The sequence below is a fragment of the Enterococcus sp. DIV1089c genome (assembly GCF_050530965.1).
In the GTDB taxonomy this organism is placed as follows: Bacteria; Bacillota; Bacilli; order Lactobacillales; family Enterococcaceae; genus Enterococcus_B; species Enterococcus_B hirae.
Genome location: NZ_CP172888.1, coordinates 1,002,269 through 1,026,384, shown reverse-complemented (window position 1 = coordinate 1,026,384; position 24,116 = coordinate 1,002,269). Strand labels below are relative to the sequence as shown.

The following is a 24,116-nucleotide window of genomic DNA, read 5'->3' as shown; positions in this document are numbered from 1 at the left end:
ATATGAAAAAATTCAATAATTGGCCCACCGACTATCCTGATCCTAACTGGTTTATCCATGATCGTTTTGGTTTGTTTATCCATTTTGGCTTGTTCAGTGTGGGAGCTAGACACGAATGGTTTATGACCACAGAACAAGTCTCTTTAGAGGAATATTCAAAAAAATATTTTCAGCATTTTAACCCTGATTTGTTTGATGCAGATGCTTGGGCAAAAGAAGCCGCTCGCTGTGGGGTAAAATACATGGTATTCACGACAAAACATCATGAAGGCTTTGCCTTATGGGATACGAAACAAACTGATTACAAAATCACCAATACTGCTTTTGGACGAGATCTTCTGGCAGAGCTACTCCCGGCTTTTCGCAAAGTCGGGATCAAAATCGGGTTATATCATTCACTGATCGATTGGCGCCATGAACATTTCCCACTGGACGGACTGCATCCTGAAAGAGAGAACCAGAAACTGCGAGAAAAAAATTCCGAAAGAGATATCAAGATTTATCAACGCTATCTACGTGAACAAGTCAAAGAATTACTGACAGAATATGGAAAAATCGATTATTTATGGTTCGATTTTTCTTACAGCCACCGCGATTGGGGATGGTCAAAAGGAAAAGGGCACATTGATTGGGATAGCGAAGCACTAGAAAAGCTCTGCTTAGAACTGCAACCTCATCTCCTATTGAATGATCGACTTGATTTAGGCCATGGCATCACTACTCCAGAACAGTTTCAACCTGATAAACCATTAGAGAAAAACGGCATGCCTGTTATCTGGGAAGCCTGTCAGACAATGTATGGCACTTGGGGGTATGACCGTGACAATATGGAATGGAAAAGTAGTGAGATGCTTTTGAAAATGCTGATTGATACCGTTTCAAAAAATGGGAATTTCTTGATGAATATTGGTCCTAATCCACGAGGAATGATTGATACGAAAACGTTGGAACGGCTTCATGCTATCGGGGATTGGATGACCCTTCACAAAGCATCTGTCATTGGCTGTTCATATAGCGCCTTTGAAGCTCCTGACGATTGCCGATATACACAAAATGGAAACAAGCTTTATCTGCATCTCTTTTCTTATCCTTACCGCAACCTTCATCTTAAAGGATTAGCAGGTAAAGTTGAGTTTATTCGTCTGCTCAATGATGGCTCGGAAATTTTTTATCGAGGATTTGATCCGGACGAAGTGATTACTTCTACAGAAGCAGTCATTGCTCCAGAAGATCTTGTCATCACCTTGCCAATCATCAAGCCTGATGTGCTGATCCCAGTAATTGAAATTACCTTGAAAGACGATTAAAGAGCAAATATAAAGCAGATGATACTTCCTTCGTCGATTCACAAAAAATACTGGCATCGAAAGCTTGTAAAAACATACTTTTAGTGAGAAATATCGTAAAACATTTGAATAACTACCCAAGTTGTATGCTGAAAAAGCAACAATTTGGGTAGTTATTTCAGTCTTTTACAATTATTTGCTCTTGTTTTTTTGTAAGAAGCTCAAAACTGGAAATAAAATGACTTCTTCGTCCTGCTCCAGTTCGATGCCCCCCTTAGTTTACTCCTATTTATTGCTTATAAAGTTCCTTCTCTATTCATTGTTCGGTATTGACCTGGAGTCACACCAACGTTCGTCCTGAATTTTCTCGTATAATTTGAAACATCATAATAACCATTCTTTTGAATAATCGTTTTTATTGGTAAATCAGTTTCTATTAATTCTTGCTTGATTTTTTCTAGCCGCAATTCTTGCAGATATTTTGAAAAAGTAGTACCTGTTTCTTTTTTGATAAAACGGCTAAGATACGAAACGGAAAGTTGAAATTCATCTGCCAACTTTTCCATAGATAATTGGGAAGAAGCATAGTTTTTGTGAAGATATTCGAACAATTCTTTTTTCAGCACAGACTCTTGATTTTGTGGCTTAACTTGCATAACCTCACAGATCATTTTTGCGAGCATTAATAATTGTTGCTTCAATTCGAGTAAATTACTAAACTTGGCACTTCTTTCTGCTTTTTTCAAAATTGTTTTATTTTGCAAATTACTACTTACTTTAGCAACTGCATTTAATAGATAAAAACCATACATTTTTTGTCCACTATAAGAAAAGTGTTCTTTAATCCCCCGCTCAATCAACGATTCAATCGTTTCCGCAGCGATCGTTAAGTCTCCTTGACGCAGACTTTGAATCAATTTCAGTTTTTCTCCATCTGGGTAATTAATGCTAGTTGAAGACTCTTCACTTGGAATTTCATTATAGAAAACAAAGTTATTTTCTACTGTTGAATAGTCTAATGCGGCCAAACCTTCAATATAAGAAGCATTGATCTTCGTAAGGTTTTCAGTACTATTTCCTACTCCTATCCTAAAAGTACCGTAACACGCTTTTTTTAGTTGCTGAATCATCTCTATTACAACTTTCTTGTGACTAGTTTTTTCATAGGTACTAAAGATATAGGCGGTCACTCCTGCAGATAGGATCTCTGTACCATATCCCGAAAAGTTCTTTCCACTTACTTTCAGCGGTAACTCATTAGCTGTGTCGTCAATGCTCTGGATAGGATAATCAACTACGACGACAAAATAGCAAGTACCGGTAAAATGTATTTGGACAGAGTTCAGTAGAACTAATGAATCTTCTGGAGACTTAAATTTCCCTCCTAAAATTTTTCTAAGGACCTGTTCTCTCGCATGGGGAGTCTGTCGTTTAATTTCTTTATGTAGCTCTTCATGTTCGTTCAAAAATTGCGCCAACGTTTCATAGACATTCCCGTTGGAAACAGCTACACCGATTTTATTTCGATAATATTGATCAATCAATTTTTCAATGTTGCGGATCGGCTGTGAAAAACGAGTACCTATAATCACTACAAGCACTAGACCAAACACAAATATCACAAAAAAAAGTTTTAAAAACTTTTGGTGGATGGTATTGATCTTTGTCAAAGCTTGTGATGGATCCATTACAGAAACAAATGACATATTCAAATCCCTGCTATTCAAAGACTGGACAAGATAGTTTCGATGGTTGTAGTAAAAATCATCCTGTTGCAAGATCATTTGAATTTGCTTCGGCTGATGCAAATGCGCCGTTAGTTTGTTATTACTGGTATCTGCTGCTAGAATACGATACGAGTCATCAATCAGATAGTTGGTACTGATGCCATCACTATTGGAAAGATTCAACAGCTTATTCAAAATCGAAAGATTGATTGAATAGATTGCTGCGCCATAAAAATGCATTTCTGCATCTTTAATTGGAACAATGTAAAAAAGTTGTGTGGAATTGGGTCCTTTTTTCAGGGTTAGCCCAGTTGGAATATCGTTATCTAGATGTGAAAGCAGCTCTTTTTTATCAAGCGAATGATTATTGATTTTTCGTTGCAAAAAATTGTCCACTGTCAAGCTACCGGTAGATGAAAATAATGTATTTGGGTTTTCTTTGTAGTAAAGATAAATTTCCTCAACAAAATCATTACTTAGCTTATATTGTTGCAAGCTAAGCTGTCCTTCCCGAGCATAATAACTATGGGAAAGCCTTCCAGGTGAAAGATTAGTGTTATAAGGAATATGTTGAGTGATATTATCCAATTGCAAAAACTTATTTTCAGATGAGTACTTCAATTGGAGTAACTGATTTTTGGCTGTCAAAACAACTTGCTGATTAATGCTTTATTTAGCCGTATGAAACCAAATTAACGATACCATAAAAATTGGCACTAGAAAGACAAAAAGATAAGATAAAATCGACTTAGAAAGCTGTCTGTGCTGTTTATTTTTCCCGTTAGTAGCAACTTCTCGTACCATATGTCCCTCCTTGATTCTTTAGCTAATCCTGTCGTGGTATCTAGGGCTTTAGTTACAAATAGCAACTTTTCATTTCTATAATTACTCCTCACAATTCCATCCTTACTGGTCAATGAATAGATATCTACAGGCTGCTGATCCCGATGAAAATACCTAAAAAAGCTGATCCATCAACTTCATAGAACCATTTTCATTATCCTGACACCCCAGCTTTTTGCAGCCACATTTTATTTACATATATCACAAATCTAATTTTTATCTGTTATTCTTCCATCGTTTCCTTTTATTCCAACGTATGTATGCCTCGATTATAAAGCGCTTTCCAAACAAAGGAAATCCTTGCTTAAAATTTTGATCATTGTTCAAAAATTAGCAAGATTTTTGTTCAACTCATTCATTTTTATTCAAAAGCATTTTATTCGCAAAAAGAAAGCGCTATAATAAAAGAAAAACTTGGAGAAAAAAATGGAGACTAGACGTACAAGCGATCTTTTAAGCTATTTGGTAAAAAAGAAACAAGCAACTTCCAAAGAACTTTGTACTCACCTTCACTGTAGTATAAGTACACTTCGCAGAGAATTACTTGAGCTAGAAAAACGAAAATTAATCCGCAGAACTTGGGGCGGAGCGATCTTGAACGAAACGACAAACATGGAATATACTTATCTTCAAAGAGAAGCCAGTAATATCCCGGAAAAAAAGATCATCAGTGAATTAGCACGAGATTTTATTGCACCAGGTATGTGTATTTTTTTAGATTCCAGCAGTACGGTTCTACACCTTATTCCACTACTTGTTAAGATACCTAACTTAATTATCATTACCAATGGTTTGCGTACAGCTTTAAAGTTAAGTGAATGTCAGAACGAATCTTTAAAAATTTATTTGACTGGCGGTGAAGTCAAACTTAATGCTAGTACAGTTATTTCAAATACACTTGATCCCATTACCAGTTCCTTTCGTTTCAATGCTGCCTTTTTATCTTGCCGGGGGCTCGACCATGAAGGGATTTATGAAGCAAACTTCAATCAAGCACAAATCAAAAAAGAAATGATGAATAAAGCACAAGAGATTGTTTTATTGGCTGACGAAACGAAATTTGACTCTACTCATTTTTTCAAGATAGGTGATTATTATGATTATGATGCGATTGTTACCAATAAAAAACCGCCTAAGATTTATCATAGAATCATTGAAAAAAATGACATTTTTTTTTCAATTCTTGGATTAAAGTAGAATAAAATAAGACGACTGACAAAATGAAAAAGAAGATACTACTATGCTCAAATAAAAAATAAATATTCGAGGGTACACCAAGCGAAGGAATAATAAAAGTTAGGAGTAAGTACGTACTACAAAATAACCATTCAATCACTATCCAATAGGAATATAATCAATATACTGTGTGTTTGCTGTTGCATTTTGACGATATTTTTTAAATTTTCCACTTGCAGAAGTAGTTCTATTTAATTCGATTTTCATTCCAAAAATATTATCACTAATGGATAATTTTGTACCACGGGTATGAGTTTCTACACCTAAATAAGTTCGAGTTCCTTTCTTGATTGACCAGTTTTGAGGTTTTGACCAAGTTCTCGTTTGAATAGTAGATTCATCTAATACGTAATAATAGTCATCATCAGAATAAGCAGCTATATTAGAAATATTATGCTCACTAGCTAATACTCTAACGCTAGGCATAATGGCAGAACCTAAAGTCAAAATGGACGTTGATAATAACATTGTTTTAAATAATTGCTTTTTCATGGTGTTCTCTCTCAGTAATAATAGATTAAGAAAACGTTTTCTGTGTTTTTAGAATAATAGAAAAATTTAAGGTTGTCAATATTTATTCTATATAAATTTTGTTATTTATTTTTACGATAAAACCAATCAAAAAATAGGATAAAACACCCATATATTAGTTAACTATTTGTAATTTTAACTAATTTACCTCAAAGAATCCTGTAAAAGCTTGTTCATACGTGATGTCTCTTTTTTCTTTTTTGTTCATTGTTAAAAGAAATTCCAGAAACGCAAGATGAAAGCTTTCGAGTGAAGCTTCAAACCTTCTGTACTATGAAGATGGGAACACCAATGCGCTGATTTCTCCGTACTCTAATGGGAAAATAGAAGCGAAGAATCCTCATGAAAAGACAACCAAACGAGTAACTTACAGATTTAAATCAATTAATTAAAGTAAATGAAAAAAATCTGAGACAGAATGAGATTCATTCTGACCCAGATTTGATTTTACACAGCTACTCAGTTCTTATTACTGAGATATCCTCGATAGTCTTCTGTGTGAAGTAGTCGTTTGGCATTCTCAACTCTTTCTTTTGTTGGCGGTTCAATACCTTCTAGTGGATAATCTAAGCCAAGTGTTTCCCACTTATATTTCCCCATCGTATGGTAAGGTAGAATCTCTACTTTAGCTACATTGTTCAATGTCTTGATAAAGTCATCTAGCCGAATCAAGTATTCATCATAGTCACTGCGTTCAGGAACTAATACGTGTCTGATCCACACTGGTTTATTGATTTCAGAAAGATATTGCGCCATCTCCAGAATATTTTCATTATCCCAACGTGTTAACTTTTTATGCTCTTCGTTGTCGATGTGTTTGATATCAAACAGTAACAATTCAGTATACTTCATCAATTCTTGAAAACGAGAAAAGAATGGTTCGTCACGCGTGAAAGGCTTCCCACAAGTATCTAGCGTAGTATGCATACCACGCTCTTTCGCTTTCTTGAACAGTTCGATCAAAAAATCGATCTGTAATAAAGGTTCGCCTCCACTAACAGTGATACCGCCTTCTGAACCCCAATAGGAACGATAGCGCTCTGCTTGGTCTAATAGTTCATCCGCCGTATATTCTTTTCCTCCGCCTATATTCCATGTATCAGGATTATGACAAAATTCACAACGCATGCGACAACCTTGCATAAAAACGACGAATCTAACGCCTGGTCCATCTACAGAACCAAACGTTTCGATCGAATGAACATAGCCAATTGTTTTTTCTTCCATAAGGATCACTTCTTTTCTTTGATTTCATTTTATTTCAAAAGACACTTGAATCATCCGATTGCTAGGAAAAGACGAGGGCAAAGACCACCGCCTTGCCCTCAACCTTTTTCAATCGTTCTTTTTAATGATAGATCGTATTATTTATTCCGATTTACATTCTATCGTGTGATGTTCTCATCAATACGTCTAGTTGTTGTTCTCTCGTTAGATCACGGAATTTAACAGCATAACCTGAGACACGGATCGTCAAGTTAGGGTATTTCATTGGATTTTCCATAGCGTCACGTAATAGATCATTACTAAATACATTGACGTTCAAATGGTACGCTCCCTTAGAGAAGTAACCATCTAATACATTACGCAAGTTGCCGATACGTGTTTCTTCATCTTTTCCAAGACCGGAAGGATTGATCGTTTGCGTATTAGAGATCCCGTCACGTGCATAACCATAATTGATTTTAGCAGTTGAGTTAAGACTTGCCAATAATCCATTTTGTTCTGCATTGTAACTTGGGTTTGCCCCAGGAGCAAGAGGTTTACCTGCTTCACGTCCATCAGGTGTGTTACCAGTGTTTTTACCATAAACCACGTTTGATGTGATTGTTAATAATGACGTTGTTGGTGTGGAGTTACGGTAAGTTTTATGACGTTTGATTTGTGTCATAAAGTATTCTAAGATCCATTCTGCTAACTCATCTGCTGCATCATCGTCATTTCCGTATTTAGGGAAGTCGCCAGTTACTTCGAAATCAACAGCAATTCCTTTTTCGTTACGGATTGGTTTCACATCTGCATATTTGATTGCTGACAAGCTATCCGCTGCATGAGAGATTCCAGCAATCCCTGTTGCAAATGTACGTTTCAAATCTGAATCCATCAATGCCAGTTGAGCTGCTTCATAAGAATATTTATCATGCATATAATGGATGATGTTTAATGTATTCACATATAACTCAGCTAACCAGTCCATCACATTCATAAATTTGTGTTTTACTTCTTCAAAGTCTAATACATCAGCTGTGATTGGACGATACTCAGGAGCAACTTGGGCACCAGTTACTTCATCAACCCCACCGTTGATTGCGTATAATAATGCTTTTGCTAAGTTCGCACGAGCACCGAAGAACTGCATGTCTTTTCCAACAACTGTTCCAGATACACAACATGCAATAGCGCAATCATCTGAACCCCATTGTTCACGTAGAAGATTGTCATTTTCAAATTGGATAGATGAGCTTTCGATTGCAATTTTACTTGCATAAGTTCTGAATCCTTCTGGTAAATGTTCTGAATATAAAACTGTTAAGTTTGGTTCAGGAGAAGGACCCATGTTAGTCAATGTGTGCAATAGACGGAAATCATTCTTAGTTACTAATGAGCGTCCATCTAAGCCCATTCCAGCGATTGAAAGAGTCGCCCAGATTGGGAATCCTGAGAATAATTGATTGTATTCTGGTGTACGGGCAAATTTCACCATACGTAATTTCATGACTAAGTGATCGATCAATTCTTGTGCTTCTTGTTCGGTGATCACGCCATTATCTAAGTCACGTTGGATATAGATATCTAGGAAAGCAGAGATACGTCCGATTGACATTGCTGCACCATTTTGTGATTTGATTGCTGCTAAATAACCGAAGTATAACCATTGTACTGCTTCTTTTGCATTAGCAGCTGGTTTAGAGATATCATAGCCATATTTTGCAGCCATTTCTTTCATTTGTGCTAAAGCACGATATTGTTCTGTGATTTCTTCACGAAGACGAATGACTTCTTCATCCATTGTATGGAAACCTGTCATATCATGGTCTTTTTTCTTTTGTTCCATCAAATAGTCAATACCATACAATGCGATACGACGGTAGTCGCCGATGATTCGTCCACGTCCATAAGCATCTGGAAGGCCTGTAATGATTTTGTTTTTACGTGCTGCACGCATTTCAGCTGTGTAGGCATCAAATACACCTTGGTTATGTGTTTTACGCCAATCGCTAAAGATATGTGTCAGCTCATCATTAGGTGTGTAACCATTACTTGTTAATGCATTGTTAGCCATATTGATACCACCAAATGGCATAAATGCTTGTTTCAATGGTTTATCTGTTTGTAAACCAACGATTTTTTCAAGATCTTTGTCTAAATAACCTGCATCATGTGAGGTAATCGTTGAAACGATTTCTGTGTCCATGTCATAAACGCCATTGCGTTCAAATTGAATATCATTTAGTTTTTGTAATTCTGCCCAAAGCTTTTCTGTTGCTTCAGTTGGTTTTTCTAAAAAGCTGTCGTCTCCACGGTATTCAGTGTAGTTATTTTGGATGAAGTCTCTTGTATCTACGCCTTCTTTCCATTTCGTTCCTTTAAATCCATTCCATTGCTCCATTGTATGGACCTCCCGTTATCTGTTTTATGTAACAGTTTTTACGTGATTAGTATAACACAGACAAGCATCTTTGCAAGGGTTTTCTTGTTTTTTATTTAACAAAAGATGGCGTTTTTATTCACTTATATCAACAAACGCTAATATACCAAGCTTTAGCAATTGTGAACACTTTCATATTTTTTTATCTTAATATTTATAATTTTTTAATAATCAGAAAAAAGAAGGTAGTTCTGTATTAAAACAGCTCTACCTTCTTTCAAAAAAACTATAACAGTTAATCGGTAATGGCTACTTCAGGTGGCTCAATGACTTTGATCACTTCGCCGCCTTTTTTCTCATCAACTGCAAATGAGCCATTAGACGTTCGATCGCCAATCGGATAATCCGTTGGGTCAATCATTAGCTCTTGACCTTTTTGATTGATGATCATTATTTGTTTAGCGTTTCCTTCAGACATATGAATAACTCGATGTGGGTTTTTCTTTAGTTCACGTAGAACCGTAACACCACGTTTTGCTCGAGAGGTTTGACTAATTTCTTGCGCAAGCATCCGTTTTACCGCACCACGTTGAGTGACGATGATGATTGGCGTATCTCCTTCTGTCAAAACGAGTAACCCGTTAACGACAGTATCTTCGTCTTTTAGGTTGATTGAACGAACGCCAGCAGCTTTTGCTCCTACCACAGGTACTTCTTCTAATGGATATCGTAACCCCATCCCTTGGTAGGTGACTAAAAAGAGATCTAAATCCGTTTGACCTTCTACCAAGTAAGACGCCACTAATTCATCATCGTCACTTTTGAGTTTCATGCCACTTAACGGACGACTCTTATAAGTACGCCATGGTTCAAATTCAGTCATTCGAGTTTGTTTTACCCAGCCATTTTTACTGATGAAGACCAATGTTTTTTCTGCTTCGATTTTTTTGTATGGAAAAACAGCTAGAATCGATTCATCAACCGAAAGATTGACAATCGTTTGTGAAATATGTTCTCCAGCATCTTTCCATTTTAAATCTGGCAATTCATGGACAGGACGATAAATGACATTTGCCTTATTGGTGATCAACAACACATGATCCAAGGTATTTAGTTCACCAGAATACAAGAGATAGTCCCCTTCTCTCATGCCGATTTCCTCTGGTTTAGAAGCACTATATGAACGTAGACTAGTCCGTTTCACATAACCTTCCTTCGTTACGCTGACAATCACATCTTCTTGTGCTACTAACACTTTTGTATCAATTTTGATTTCTTCGATTTCGTCTTCAATTGTCGTTAAACGTGCATTAGCATACTTTTTCTTGACCTCACGAAGTTCTTTCTTCATGACCGAGAATAATTCTTTATCATTAGATAGAATTTTGTTCAATTCAGTGATTTGTGCTATTAAGCTTTCTGATTCTTTACGTAATTCTGTAATATCCGTATTTGTTAGACGATATAGTTGCAACGTCACGATTGCTTCAGCTTGTTCTTCCGTAAACTGAAAAACTTCGACTAAATTTTGCTTCGCGTTTTTCTTATCTTTACTTTCTCGAATCGTGGCAATGACTTCATCCAAGATCGACAAAGCTTTCATTAAACCTTCTACGATATGCTGGCGCTTTTGTGCTTTTTCTAAATCAAATTGACTTCGTTTCGTGATTACTTGTTTTCGATGATCAATATAACTACTTAAAATATCTTTTAACCCCACTTGATGCGGTGTCATATGATCAATAGCTACCATATTGAAGTTGTAATTGATTTGTAGTTCAGTATTTTTAAACAGGTAATTGAGGATACCTTGTGCGTTAGCATCTTTTTTCAATTCAACCACGATCTGTAATCCAGTGCGGTCACTTTCATCTCTAACTTCAGCAATGCCATCGATTTTTTTATTTAAACGGATTTCATCCATTTTCTTCACTAATGTGGCTTTATTTACTTCATAAGGGATCTCGGAAATCACGATTTGCTGCTTGTTCCCTTTAATCGCCTCAATTTTAGTCTTTGATCGCAGAATGACTTTTCCACGTCCAGTTTCATAAGCTTTTTTGATCTCTGCTTTTCCTTGCAAGATTCCCCCAGTAGGAAAATCAGGACCAGGGATATAATCCATTAGTTTCTCTAAACTCGCTTGGGGATGATCAATGAGGTAAATCGTACCATCAATGACTTCTGCTAAGTTATGGGTAGGGATCTCCGTAGCATAACCAGCGGAAATTCCCGTTGAACCATTGACTAATAGGTTGGGATATCTCGCTGGCAACACAGTTGGTTCTTTTTCAGTATCATCAAAGTTCCATACAAGATCAACCGTATTTTTTTCAATATCTGCCAACATTTCACCACTCAATTGGGAGAGCCGTGCTTCTGTATAACGCATAGCAGCTGGTGGGTCACCATCCATACTACCGTTATTTCCGTGCATCTCTATAAGTACTTCTCTTAGCTTCCAATCCTGACTCATCCGAACCATGGCTTCATAAATACTACTGTCCCCATGAGGATGATAATTCCCCATGATATTTCCGACAGATTTGGCAGATTTACGGAATCCTTTATCAAAAGTATTGCCATCTTTATTCATCGCAAATAAAATTCGTCTTTGAACGGGTTTCAATCCATCTCGGATGTCTGGCAATGCTCTTTCTTGAATAATATATTTTGAGTAACGTCCAAAGCGGTCACCCATCACTTCTTCTAGGGTTAGTTCTTGGACTTCTTGACGTTCTTCCATTAGGTGACCTCCTATTCTTCTACTAATTCAGATTGTTTCTCTTCATCGAACAATTCATTGGACGTAGCTGTATTTTCAATATCTTCTTTTTTATCTAAGATACTACCATCTTCTTCTAACGTGAATTGCACATGATTTTCGATCCATTTTCGGCGAGGTTCAACTTTGTCTCCCATTAATGTCGTCACGCGCCGTTCCGCTTGAGCAGCATCATCTATCCTCACGCGAATCAACGTTCGAGAGGCCGGGTCCATGGTAGTTTCCCACAATTGTTCTGCATTCATTTCTCCAAGACCTTTATAGCGTTGCAACATATAGCCTTTACCAATTTTTTTGATGGTCGCTGCTAATTCATCATCTGTCCAAGCATATTCGACCACTTGTTTTTTTCCTTGACCTTTAGAAACCTTATAAAGCGGTGGTAATGCGATATACACTTTTCCTGCTTCAATCAATGGTTTCATGTAACGATAAAAGAACGTCAGTAATAGCACTTGAATATGTGCACCATCGGTATCCGCATCGGTCATGATAATAATTTTGTCATAATTGCAATCTTCAATTGAAAACTCAGGTCCAACACCTGAACCGATCGTATAGATCATCGTATTGATTTCTTCGTTTTTCAAGATGTCTTGCATTTTTGCTTTTTCAGTGTTGATCACTTTCCCACGAAGAGGCAAGATGGCTTGGAATTTACGGTCTCTTCCTTGTTTTGCTGAACCACCAGCAGAGTCTCCCTCCACGAGGTATAATTCATTCTTTTTCGGATTTCGTGATTGAGCAGGTGTCAGTTTTCCTGAGAGTAATGATTCACCTTTTTTACGTTTTTTCCCATTACGGCTTTCTTCTCGAGCTTTTCGGGCAGCTTCACGAGCTTCTCGGGCTTTGATTGCTTTTCGCACTAACATTTGGCTCATTTCACTGTTTTCCTGTAAATAAAAGCCCATTTGTTCTCCAATGACATTATCTACTGCCGTACGGGCAATTGATGTACCCAATTTTTCTTTTGTTTGCCCTTCAAATTGTAAGAGATTCTCAGGTACTCGAATGGAGAGAACAGCTGCTAAACCTTCTCTAAAATCACTACCTTCGAGATTCTTATCTCGTTCCTTCAGTAAGCCCACTTTTCGAGCATATTCATTATAGGCCTTTGTCATTGCTGACTTCATACCGACTTCATGGGTGCCTCCATCTTTCGTTCGGACATTATTCACAAATGACAACACGTTTTCTGAATATCCATCATTGTACTGATACGAAACTTCAACTTCGATCCCGTCTTTTTCACCAGAAAAATAAACAACTGGTGTCAACGTATCTTTTTCTTCGTTTAGGTAATCAACAAATTCTTTGATTCCTTCTTCATAGTGAAAAACTTCCTTGACTGGCTCTTCACCACGCAGATCAGAAAGTGTGATTTTTACTCCTCTTAAAAGAAAAGCTGATTCTCGCAAACGTTCAGATAAAATATCATAAGAAAATTTAGTAGTGGAAAAGATCGTGTCATCTGGTAAGAAATGAACTGTCGTTCCATTGGATTTCTTGGTTTTCCCGATTTTTTTCAGTGTACCATCAGGCTTACCACCATTGCTGAATTTTTGTTGGTATTCAATCCCATCACGGACGATTGTAACAACCAACCATTTTGATAAAGCATTGACCACACTTGCTCCGACACCGTGTAGTCCCCCTGAGGTCTTGTATCCTCCTTGACCGAACTTTCCGCCGGCATGTAGTACAGTAAAAATCACTTCAACTGTGGGGATACCAGAAGCATGCATCCCAACTGGCATACCACGACCGCTATCTGTCACAGTGATACTATTGTCTTCATGAATGGTTACATCAATTTCATTTCCATATCCAGATAAAGCTTCATCAACCGCATTGTCAACGATCTCATAGACTAAATGATGTAAGCCCCGGCTATCCGTTGACCCGATATACATTCCTGGTCGTTTTCTAACTGCCTCTAATCCTTCAAGAACCTGGATCGATGCATCATTATATTCGTTCTTTACTTTTTTTGCCAAGGCAAACGCTCCTTCAATAATACTTTACGGTTAAAACCGCATCACGATAATCATACTAGAAATACGCATGAAAAAAAAGAGGTTAGGAAAGAATTAAAACTTAATTACTAACTAACCTTTGAGAATACCATCTTTTTTATCCTATTGTTCGCTTTTGTCTTGTCGATTAAATATTTCATGTTATTTAAAATGCAAACATTTAGTTATCTTTTTCGTTCATATTGTTCCACTCGATTTTTATACAACGATCCATGACGATGTCTTTGCGATTTGCTGATTGAAGCTTGTTTGCTGCTTCTTCATTTGCGATACCTAATTGCGCCCAAAATACTTTTGCTTGAGTCTGTAAAAAGTCAGCAGCTACCTCTGGCAAAAATTCACTACGCCGAAAAATATCCACGATATCGATCGGTTCTTGGATTTCCTGTAGCGACGCATAGACCTTTTCGCCTAAAATGATCTCTCCTGCTAATAATGGGTTCACCGGAATGATACGATATCCCCGTTCTTGCAGAAATCGAGCAATTTGGTAACTTGTTCGTACTTCCTTGTTACTCAAACCAACAATTGCAATCGTTTTTGCTGTTTTTAAATAATCGAAGATTTTTTCTTGTGTTGGATTTTCAAATGACATAAATAATACTCCCTTTCGTTCACTCTTTCAAGTATTTCCAATTGTTCACGTACTTTATTCATGCTAAAATAAACATTAGTTTCAAATTGAAAGAGGTAGAACAATGAAATTAATTTTATTATTGGTACTTGCCTATCTTCTAGGCTCGATTCCTTCGGGGGTTTGGATAGGTAAATTATTTTTCAAAAAAGATATCCGCCAACATGGTAGCGGAAATACTGGCACCACCAATACTTTTAGAGTTTTAGGAAAAACAGCGGGTACAATTGTGTTGTTCATGGATATCTTGAAAGGAACCTTGGCAACTTGCTTACCAGTTATTTTCCACGTTACAACCATTAATCCCCTATGGTTTGGTGTTTGTGCAATCTTAGGTCATACGTTCCCTATTTTCGCTGGCTTCAAAGGAGGCAAAGCAGTTGCAACAAGTGCTGGAATGTTACTTGGATTCAATCCTCTATTTTTTATCTATTCCAGTATCATCTTCGTTGTTACGCTCTTTTGTACTAGTATGGTAAGTTTAACAAGTATGATCAGTGCAACTTTGATCACTTTATCAACGATTATCCTTCCTTACATCGCACCTGGTATCTTGCCTAAGCAAAACTGGCTATTGACGATTATTGCATTTTTAGTTTCTGCCTTTATTTTCTATCGCCATAAAGAGAATATCCTACGAATCAAAAACCATACAGAAAGTCGTATCCCCTTCGGATTGAATAGTAGTAAGAAAAAAAATTGACCTGAGAGAAAAACAGTTGACTAATCAGCCAACTGTTTTTTTAGCTTTTAAATGATTGATTCGTTAAGAAGCGAAAAGAAACGATTAGTAAAATAAAGGGAACATGAATCATTATACCTGATTTCCTCTGATTAATTGAAATCAAACAACTTTAGGATAACCACTATTTTACCGTAATCGAATATTTTGTTTGAAAAATTTCATGTGCGCCTAGTTGATTGATTCCAGCTTTTTCCATCAATTCTCCCGAGCTGTTTACTGTATCTGCAATACCACACCAAGGTTCGATACAAACAAAAGGCGCTTCTTTTGGATAAGGTGACCAAATCCCAACATATGGCATATCTTTATAACTCAATGTCACACTGTGGCTAGATTTTTCACTACGGATGGCATAAGCGTTCAATCCTTTCGTTTCAAATACTAGTGCATCATTTTCAAAAAGATCGTGTACTAATGCAAGGTTGGTATTTGTTTGTCCAAGTGTTTTTTGTTCCATATCGATATATGGCCCACTTAAAGGTAAACGCAAACGTGATTTTTTAGGTGAAAACGCAAGATAAAAATCATCAAAAGTTAATCCTTCTTCCAGAGGAACATTAAAGGCTGGGTGACCCCCAATCGAAAAGAACATTTCTTCTTCTCCAGTATTAGCCACTTGATAATGAACGGTGATCCCATCTCCACCTAATTCATAAGAAATCACTAATTCAAAATCAAAAGGATAATTTTTTTTGGTCTCGGGTGTGCTTCTTAACAAAAAGCTGGCTAATTCTTGACCATGTTCGATTACTTCAAAATCCATATCTCTCGCAAAGCCATGTTGCCCCATTGAATAAGTCTTTCCTTGGTACGTGTATTGGTCATCCTTTAATCTTCCAACAAATGGAAATAAAACGGGCGCATTTCTTCCCCAATACGCTGGATCAGCTTGCCAAATATACTCAAGATTATTATCCTTTGATTTTAAACTGACCAATTCTGCTCCATGTTCAGCAATTTCAGCAATCAATTGATCATTTTGAATGATTACAGTCATTATAATTCCTCCACCGTTAAATCTTAGGACCTGAGATAGCTAGTCTCAGGTCCTAAGCTATTCTTATTTTTTCCAACAAGAAGTATCCGAATCATCCTTGGCATTACTCGTGTGTTTCAGCGAAAAGAAAACCTAAAGGAGACTCTTTTTGTTTACTTCGTTCCTACTGAATAGATTCATCTAATCAATCGGTCATAGATTTTTAGTAACTGTGTTTTGTTAATTCCTCTTTGAATCTGGAATTTAGAACTTTTAAATACGTCCCTTTCATCCCAAGGGAGCGTGATTCAATGATCCCAGCTGACTCTAATTTACGTAATGCATTGACGATCACTGAGCGAGTGATCCCAATTTTATCCGCAATATTGGATGCTGTTAAACGTCCTTCATCGCCTTCTAAAGCATCGAAAATCGCTTGAACTGCCTTCAATTCGCTGTAAGACAAAGTATTGATCGCCATTTGGACAGCTGTTGCACTTCTGACATCCGCTTCAATACTACGTGATTTTTGATAAAGGATCTGCATACCGACTACCGTCGCACCATATTCAGCTAACACTAGGTCTTCATCGGTAAAGGCTTGTTCCATCCTTGATAAAATAATGGTTCCTAACCGCTCGCCAGCACCAAAAATAGGGACTACTGTCGTCAAACCAAATGGGTATTTTTCTCTTGCTTCAAAAGGAAAAGCAGTCATTTCACTACTGATCGGAATATTGGCTTCCGTTTTGTTCAATTGATCAACTGTGTCAGTATAAGAATCGGGAAATTGCTTTTCAACAAACATCATTTTTATCCGTTCATTGTTGACATCATGACGTTCATCATAGCCTAATAAGACTCCTTCACTGCTGATGATATAGACGTTACTATCTAAAATAGCACCTAATGTCACAGCCATTTTATCATAAGGTAAATCAGCTCGCAGATCGAAAGTATTTTTTTGTTGTAATAATTTGTTGATATTGCGGGTTTTTGTTAATAAATCCGTCATTTTCTTCCTCCGATTTTATAAAATAAAACGACTTAAATCTTCATTTGCTACAATCGAACCTAATTTTTCTTCTACATATGCTTCCGTAATCGTGATTTCTCCCATTTGCATGTCAGGTGCTTCAAACAATAAGTCTTCTAACAATTTTTCTAAGATCGTGTGCAAACGTCTAGCTCCGATATTGTCTGTATCGCGGTTCACATCATAAGCGATTTGAGCGATTTTCTCAATTGCTTCTTTCGTAAAGATAACTGAAACATTTTCTGTACCAATTAATGCTACGTATTGTTTGATTAGTGCATTGTTTGGTTCAGTCAAGATCTTAATAAAGTCATCTGCAGTTAAATCATCTAATTCTACACGTATTGGAAACCGTCCTTGCAATTCTGGAATCAAATCACTTGGTTTTGATAAATGGAAGGCACCAGAAGCAATAAATAAGACGTGATCCGTTTGGATAACTCCATACTTCGTGTTCACTTGTGAACCTTCAACGATTGGCAGGATATCTCTTTGGACGCCTTCACGTGATACTTCACCAGATTGTTGTGATTTTGAAGTGATTTTATCGATTTCATCAATAAAAATGATCCCGCTTGATTGTGCTAATTGAATGGCTTCACTATGGATGTCAGCATCTTTGACTAGTTTACTTGATTCTTCTTTGATCAACAGTTCAAGTGCATCTTTTACTGCTAACGTGCGCTCAACCTTTTTCTTCGGTGTTAGCGCCCCTAATGTTTCATTTAAATCAATGCCCATCTGTTCCAAACCATTGTTCATCATCGGAGCTGGTTTCTTTTGTTCTTCTATTTCGATTGTTACTTGACGGTTATCAAGTAAACCTTTTTGTAATTGTTCTAGAACCGTTTTCCGATTGACACGGATTTCTTCAGTCACTTCTTCTTGCGGTTCTGCTGTATTTTGTTGCGCAACATTGAACATATTCATCATTTGTTCAAATTGATTTCCTGTTTGTTTTTGTTCTTTTTTAATCCCAGGAACCAGCACTTTTACTAGGCGTTTTTCTGCTCTTTTCTTAGCTTCAGTATATACACGGCTATATTGTTCTTTTTCAACGATCTGGATCGCATTTTCTACTAGATCACGAACCATCGACTCCACATCTCGACCAACATAACCTACTTCTGTAAATTTCGTTGCTTCTACTTTCACGAAAGGAGCGTTGACGATTTTTGCCAATCGGCGAGCGATCTCTGTTTTCCCTACCCCTGTTGGTCCGATCATCAGCATATTTTTAGGTGTGATATCTTGTTGCATTTTTTCATCTAATTGTAAACGGCGATAGCGATTGCGCAAAGCGACCGCAACTGATTTTTTAGCTGCTTGTTGTCCAATGATATATTGATCTAATTCATTAACGATTTGTCTTGGTGTTTGTTTTAATTCATACATTCTTCTTCACCTCTATAATTCTTCCACAATAATATTATGATTTGTAAAGATACAAATGTCTGCTGCAATATTCAGTGCATTTTCTGCGATTTCTTTGGCACTCATGTCATTTTGTGCGTAGTTCTTCATTGCCCGAGCAGCAGCTAATGCAAAATTCCCTCCTGAACCAATTGCCAAAATTCCATCATCTGGTGCAATCACTTCCCCAGTACCTGAAACTAATAACATTTCTTTTTCATTCATTACGATCAACATTGCTTCTAGTTTTTGCATGGACTGTTGTGTCCGCCATTCTTGCGCTAATTCCACTGCAGCTCGCTGTAAATTACCATTGTATTCATTTAATTTGCCTTCAAATTTTTCTTCCAATGTAAATGCGTCTGCGACACTTCCAGCAAATCCTACGATGACTTCATCATTATAGATTCGACGGACTTTTCTTGCGCTTCCTTTCATCACCACGGATTCGCCCATTGTAACTTGACCGTCACCTGCCATTGCAAATTTTCCATCTTTTTCAACGGCACAAATCGTCGTTGAATGAAATTGTGATTCTACCATAGTTATTTCCTCCCAATTAAGATTACTGATCCTTTTCTATTACGCTCTTGGATGAAACGAGCGATAATTTTTTTGTAAACTTTCTTTTGTTACGTGAGCATAGATCTGTGTAGTAGATAGATTAGCATGACCCAACAGCTCTTGAACTGTCCGCATATCTGCACCATTATTCAGCAAGTGTGTAGCAAAGGTATGCCGCAGCATATGTGGATGGATCGAACTATCTAAACTACTCTTTTTAATCACTTGATTCAATACATACTCGATCCCTGTTGGCGTAATTGGTTCACCATGATGGTTCACAAAAACATAGTCATGACTCTTGTGGTATTTATCCATCAGCACCTTTCGCCCTTTTTCAAAATACTCTTGTAAGGCATCTTGTGCGAATGAACCAAGTGGTGCATACCGTTCTTTATTCCCTTTACCATGAATCAACATGACTTCGGAGTCGAAATCGATTTCTGCTAGTTTCAAATTACTGCACTCGCTTAATCGAATCCCCGAACCGTAAAGAACTTCTAATAGCGCTTGGTTCCTCAAATCTAAAGGTTTTTCTCCTTTGACACTGTCAAATAATGCTTGCATTTCATTCTCATAAAAAAAGCGAGGTAGTTTCAAATTTTTCTTTTTTAGGTGGACATAAGAAAAAGGATTTTCTTTGATCACTTCTTCTTTTAAAAGGTATTGATAAAAAGAGCGCAGACTTGCAATCTTACGACTGATCGAATTTCTGCTATATCTTTCATCAGTTAGGTAACTTAAATACACTCGAACATCTAAGTGATTGATTTTTAATAAATCATCCTCTCCTGATTCTGTAAGAAATCTTTCAAAATTAGTGAGGTCTTCCTCGTATGCTTCTCGTGTTTTTTCAGAGTAACCACGTTCCACGATTAAATAACGTAAAAACTTATCTTTCCACGTTTGTTCTAGCATTTTATCACCTTCCTTTTAATCCCAGAGATAAATTTAGCATAGCAAAATTAAAAAAACAAATAAATTGTCAGAATTTAATCAATATTTCTAAGTTTGTTCACAATTGAAACAATTAATTTGACAAAATTCTTAGATTACGACCTTTTTTTAATCTGATATTTACTCATTTTTTACCAAAAGAAAAAATTTTTTTTGGAACACTGCAAATAAAAGATGTGTTGTATATTTATTTTATGCCTAGTAAAGAGCCCGGAACACCTTTGTCCCGGGCTCACTTCATGTTACTGAGCTGTTACTTCATCAATTAATTCTTTTTTTATTTGTTCATTTGCCTGAAGTGCTCTTTGAGCAATCGCTTCATAACGTGTTTTTTTGTCACGAATGCGCTCTGGTAATTCAGGGAACAAACCATAATTCGCATTCATTGGTTGGAAATGTTTTCCTTCAGCATGTGTAATATAATACGCCATACTCCCAATCGCTGTTTCTCGTGGAAACTCAATCGGCTCACTTTCTTTAGCTAAACGAGCAGCATTGATCCCTGCAAGCAAACCACTAGCTGCACTTTCAACATAACCTTCCACACCAGTCATTTGTCCTGCAAAGAACAAGTCTTCACGCTTCGTTGATTGATAAGTTGGTTTCAATAATTCTGGTGAATTCATAAAACTGTTGCGGTGCATCACACCATAACGGACAAATTCTGCGTTTTCTAAACCTGGGATCATACGGAAAACCCGTTTTTGTTCTCCCCATTTTAAGTGCGTTTGGAAACCAACGATGTTATACAATGAGGCAGCGGCATTGTCCTGACGTAACTGGATCACCGCATAAGGGCGTTTACCGGTTTTTGGATCTTCTAATCCAACTGGTTTCATTGGACCAAACAGCATTGTTTTAAAGCCACGCTGAGCCATCACTTCGATCGGCATACAGCCTTCAAAGTATTTTTCTTTTTCAAATGATTTAAGTTCAGCTACTTCAGCTGTTGTTAAAGCTTCGTGGAATGCTTTAAACTCTTCTTCAGTCATTGGACAGTTTAGATAAGCTGCTTCCCCTTTATCATAGCGTGATTTTAAATAGACTTTATCCATATCGATCGTTGCTTTGTCTACGATCGGTGCTGCTGCATCATAAAAATAGAATCCGTCAGAACCATTGAATGCTTTAATACTTTCAGCTAACGGGTGAGAGGTTAAGGGACCAGTAGCAATGATCGTGATCCCTTCTGGAATTTCAGTGATTTCTTCATTGATGACTGTTACTAGCGGGTGTTCTTTGACTTTACGTGTGATCGTCTCAGAAAAAGAATCCCGATCCACTGCTAAGGCTCCGCCAGCTGGAACAGCTGTTTCATCAGCTGAAGTGATCACGACTGAATTTAACCGTCGCATTTCTTCTTTTAATAAACCTACTGCATTTGCTAAACTATTCCCTCTCAAGGAGTTGGAACAGACTAACTCTGCAAAATTACTTGTATGGTGTGCTTCTGTTGATTTCACTGGGCGCATCTCGTATAAACGAACAGGAACACCTGCTTGAGCGACTTGCCAAGCTGCTTCACTTCCAGCTAATCCTGCACCTATTACATTAACAGTTTTCAAATAAAGACCTCTTCTCATTTTATTTTTGAATGTCTTCTTCATAGTCGCCATTGATACATACGACTTGTTTTCCGCCTTTGACTTTCTTTTCAACTAAATACTGGTCACATTTCGGACAATTTCGACCTACTGGTTTGTCCCAAGAAGTAAAGTCACAGTCTGGAAAACGTGAACACCCGTAAAAGATTCGGTTTTTCTTAGACTTACGTTCAATCACCTGACCCTCATGACAAACTGGACAAGTCACACCGATCTCTTTAACGATTGGTTTCGTATTTCGACAATCAGGAAAATTACTACATGCATAAAATTTACCATACTTTCCTAATTTTATAACCATCGGATGCCCACAAATATCACAGTCAAATCCAGCCGGTTCATCTTTGATTTGAATTTTTTCGATTTTTTCTTCTGCATTGGTCAATTCTTTTTCAAATGGTTTGTAGAAACGATCCACCACTTCGATCCATGCTTCTTTTCCTTCTTCAATTTTATCCAAATCACCTTCCATTTCAGCGGTAAAATGGATATCGACGATTTGGGGGAAGAAATCACAAATCAAAGAATTGACGATTTCACCCAATTCAGTTGGTTCGAAGCGTTTTTGTGTCAATTTGACATAGTAGCGTCGTTGGATCGTATCCAGCGTTGGCGCATAAGTGGAAGGACGTCCCACACCATTTTCTTCCAAAGCACGGATTAAAGTTGCTTCACTGAATCTTGCTGGCGGTTGCGTAAAATGTTGCTTCGGTTCAATGTCCACTGATTGAACAATGTCCCCTTGTGCTAGTTCTGGTAAGATATTTTCTTTATCTTCTTTCCCATCATCTCTGCCTTCAACATAGACTTGCATGAACCCTTTAAATTTAACTTTAGAGCCATTCGCAATAAAAAGTACGCCATTTTGTTCTAAGGTAACTTTCATGGTATCTAATATCGCTGGTGTCATTTGACTAGCAACAAATCGTGACCAAATAAGGGTGTAGAGTTTTAATTGGTCCTTGTCTAAATATTGTTTGATTTCCTCAGGAGTACGTAGGACACTTGTCGGGCGAACTGCTTCATGGGCGTCTTGCGCACCTTGCGCATTTTTAATTTTACGTTGTGCATGACTTGAAAATTCTTTCCCGTAAGTTTCTTCGATGAAGGTAGCCGCTTCTGCTTTCGCAGTCTCAGCGATCCGTGTTGAATCGGTACGCATATATGTGATCAAACCTACAGTCCCTTGCTTACCTAAGGAGATTCCTTCATATAATTGTTGCGCAACCATCATCGTTTTCCGTGTTCTAAAATTCAATTTTCTAGCAGCTTCTTGTTGTAGGCTACTCGTAGTAAATGGGTTTGCTGGATTTCGTTTCCGTTCTTTCTTTTCAACTTTTTGAACGGTGAAATCTGGTCCATCAATACGATCAGTAACTTCTTTTACAGATTGGGCATCAGGCAATTTCTTTTTCTTGCCATCAATTCCCCAAAAGTTTGCTTTAAATTTTTTACGTGTTTTTTTGAAATTACCGTCAATGCTCCAGTATTCTTCTGGAATGAAATCACGGATTTCTTTTTCACGATCAATGATAATTTTTAATGCAATAGACTGTACTCTTCCAGCACTTAATCCTTTTTTGACTTTGCGCCATAGGATTGGACTGATGGAGTAGCCCACCAAGCGGTCTAACGCCCGTCTTGCTTGTTGGGCATCCACTAAATCCACGTCGATCGTTCTTGGTTCCTTGAAAGCTGCTTTTACCGCTTCCTTAGTAATTTCGTTAAAAACCACACGATTTTTTTCTGATAAATCTAAACCTAGTAAATAGGCTAAATGCCAAGCAATTGCTTCCCCTTCTCTATCCGGGTCACTTGCAAGATAAACTTTTTGCGCTTTTTTTGCTGCTGATTTTAAACTTTTGATCACATCGCCTTTTCCGCGAATTGAAATATAATGGGGTTCATAGTTGTTTTCGACATCAATTCCCATTTTACTTTTAGGTAAATCACGTATATGACCGACACTGGCCATTACTTTATAATTACGACCAAGATATTTTTCAATGGTTTTGGCCTTTGCAGGTGATTCCACAATCACTAAATATTTATATGCCATTACTGAATGGACTCCTTTCCATTGACATGTTCCTACTATATTAAGCGGACTCATACAAATCGTAGCTTATCATATCCATTCAGAAAACGTTTGTC

General features: G+C 37.3%; 17 protein-coding genes and 1 pseudogene. 4 read left to right on the top strand and 14 right to left on the bottom strand.

The genetic code is table 11. The features are described 5' to 3' along the window. Positions 1-2 precede the first annotated feature (2 nt). Complete coding sequence (locus IGL30_RS04850; RefSeq protein WP_053766425.1) at positions 3-1,307, top strand: alpha-L-fucosidase; 1,305 nt, start codon at positions 3-5, stop codon at positions 1,305-1,307. Between the two features lie 275 nt (positions 1,308-1,582). Here the strand turns inward: IGL30_RS04850 and IGL30_RS04845 are convergent, their stop codons facing one another. Continuing rightward, positions 1,583-3,661, bottom strand: a complete 2,079-nt coding sequence (locus IGL30_RS04845; RefSeq protein WP_123874859.1) for a helix-turn-helix domain-containing protein — start codon at positions 3,659-3,661, stop codon at positions 1,583-1,585. 621 nt (positions 3,662-4,282) lie between these two features. On the opposite strand from IGL30_RS04845, the gene IGL30_RS04840 reads away from it, so the two are divergent. After that, positions 4,283-5,053, top strand: coding sequence for a DeoR/GlpR family DNA-binding transcription regulator (locus IGL30_RS04840; protein ID WP_123874860.1), 771 nt, complete (start codon positions 4,283-4,285; stop codon positions 5,051-5,053). Positions 5,054-5,191: 138 nt separating this feature from the next. Here IGL30_RS04840 and IGL30_RS04835 read toward each other — a convergent pair whose 3' ends face one another. Next, entirely contained in the window at positions 5,192-5,584 is a 393-nt protein-coding gene (locus IGL30_RS04835; RefSeq protein ID WP_240210711.1) for an LMxysn_1693 family intestinal colonization protein, read from the bottom strand. A gap of 234 nt (positions 5,585-5,818) precedes the next feature. Between IGL30_RS04835 and IGL30_RS04830 the strand changes: the two are divergent. Continuing rightward, a pseudogene (locus tag IGL30_RS04830) lies at positions 5,819-6,015 on the top strand (ISL3 family transposase); the annotation flags it as partial. 67 nt (positions 6,016-6,082) lie between these two features. Here IGL30_RS04830 and pflA read toward each other — a convergent pair. From pflA to IGL30_RS04805, 5 genes are all read right to left on the bottom strand, one after another. Next, positions 6,083-6,850 carry a pyruvate formate-lyase-activating protein gene (gene pflA, locus IGL30_RS04825; protein ID WP_010737384.1) on the bottom strand — a complete coding sequence of 256 codons (768 nt, stop codon included), beginning with the start codon at positions 6,848-6,850 and terminating at the stop codon, positions 6,083-6,085. A gap of 151 nt (positions 6,851-7,001) precedes the next feature. Beyond that, positions 7,002-9,233, bottom strand: a complete 2,232-nt coding sequence (gene pflB, locus IGL30_RS04820) for a formate C-acetyltransferase (RefSeq protein ID WP_010719453.1) — start codon at positions 9,231-9,233, stop codon at positions 7,002-7,004. 274 nt (positions 9,234-9,507) lie between these two features. Then, positions 9,508-11,958 carry a DNA topoisomerase IV subunit A gene (gene parC / locus IGL30_RS04815; RefSeq protein WP_123874861.1) on the bottom strand — a complete coding sequence of 817 codons (2,451 nt, stop codon included), beginning with the start codon at positions 11,956-11,958 and terminating at the stop codon, positions 9,508-9,510. A gap of 11 nt (positions 11,959-11,969) precedes the next feature. Continuing rightward, positions 11,970-13,994 (bottom strand): DNA topoisomerase IV subunit B, encoded by a 2,025-nt coding sequence (gene parE, locus IGL30_RS04810; RefSeq protein WP_123874862.1) that lies wholly within the window; start codon positions 13,992-13,994, stop codon positions 11,970-11,972. A 199-nt stretch (positions 13,995-14,193) separates the two neighbouring features. Continuing rightward, positions 14,194-14,628 (bottom strand): CoA-binding protein, encoded by a 435-nt coding sequence (locus IGL30_RS04805; protein WP_088745522.1) that lies wholly within the window; start codon positions 14,626-14,628, stop codon positions 14,194-14,196. A 103-nt stretch (positions 14,629-14,731) separates the two neighbouring features. Between IGL30_RS04805 and plsY the strand changes: the two genes are divergently transcribed. Beyond that, positions 14,732-15,370, top strand: coding sequence for a glycerol-3-phosphate 1-O-acyltransferase PlsY (gene plsY, locus IGL30_RS04800; RefSeq protein ID WP_010719457.1), 639 nt, complete (start codon positions 14,732-14,734; stop codon positions 15,368-15,370). A gap of 163 nt (positions 15,371-15,533) precedes the next feature. Here plsY and IGL30_RS04795 read toward each other — a convergent pair whose 3' ends face one another. The 7 genes from IGL30_RS04795 to topA form a co-directional block, all read right to left on the bottom strand. Continuing rightward, a complete protein-coding gene (locus IGL30_RS04795; RefSeq protein ID WP_088745523.1) occupies positions 15,534-16,409 on the bottom strand; it encodes an aldose 1-epimerase family protein in 876 nt (291 codons plus the stop codon). 202 nt (positions 16,410-16,611) lie between these two features. After that, positions 16,612-17,403 carry a GTP-sensing pleiotropic transcriptional regulator CodY gene (codY, locus tag IGL30_RS04790; RefSeq protein WP_010719459.1) on the bottom strand — a complete coding sequence of 264 codons (792 nt, stop codon included), beginning with the start codon at positions 17,401-17,403 and terminating at the stop codon, positions 16,612-16,614. 15 nt (positions 17,404-17,418) lie between these two features. Beyond that, a complete protein-coding gene (gene hslU / locus IGL30_RS04785) occupies positions 17,419-18,819 on the bottom strand; it encodes an ATP-dependent protease ATPase subunit HslU (protein ID WP_010719460.1) in 1,401 nt (466 codons plus the stop codon). Positions 18,820-18,831: 12 nt separating this feature from the next. Beyond that, a complete protein-coding gene (gene hslV, locus IGL30_RS04780) occupies positions 18,832-19,380 on the bottom strand; it encodes an ATP-dependent protease subunit HslV (protein ID WP_010719461.1) in 549 nt (182 codons plus the stop codon). A 39-nt stretch (positions 19,381-19,419) separates the two neighbouring features. Further along, the gene (xerC, locus tag IGL30_RS04775; RefSeq protein ID WP_010719462.1) at positions 19,420-20,319 is read right to left on the bottom strand and encodes a tyrosine recombinase XerC; all 900 of its coding nucleotides are present in this window, start codon (positions 20,317-20,319) and stop codon (positions 19,420-19,422) included. A 281-nt stretch (positions 20,320-20,600) separates the two neighbouring features. Next, positions 20,601-21,974 carry an FADH(2)-oxidizing methylenetetrahydrofolate--tRNA-(uracil(54)-C(5))-methyltransferase TrmFO gene (trmFO, locus tag IGL30_RS04770; RefSeq protein ID WP_051092533.1) on the bottom strand — a complete coding sequence of 458 codons (1,374 nt, stop codon included), beginning with the start codon at positions 21,972-21,974 and terminating at the stop codon, positions 20,601-20,603. Beyond that, positions 21,943-24,021, bottom strand: a complete 2,079-nt coding sequence (topA, locus tag IGL30_RS04765; protein ID WP_010719464.1) for a type I DNA topoisomerase — start codon at positions 24,019-24,021, stop codon at positions 21,943-21,945. Before topA ends, trmFO begins: the two co-directional genes overlap by 32 nt. Positions 24,022-24,116 lie beyond the last annotated feature (95 nt).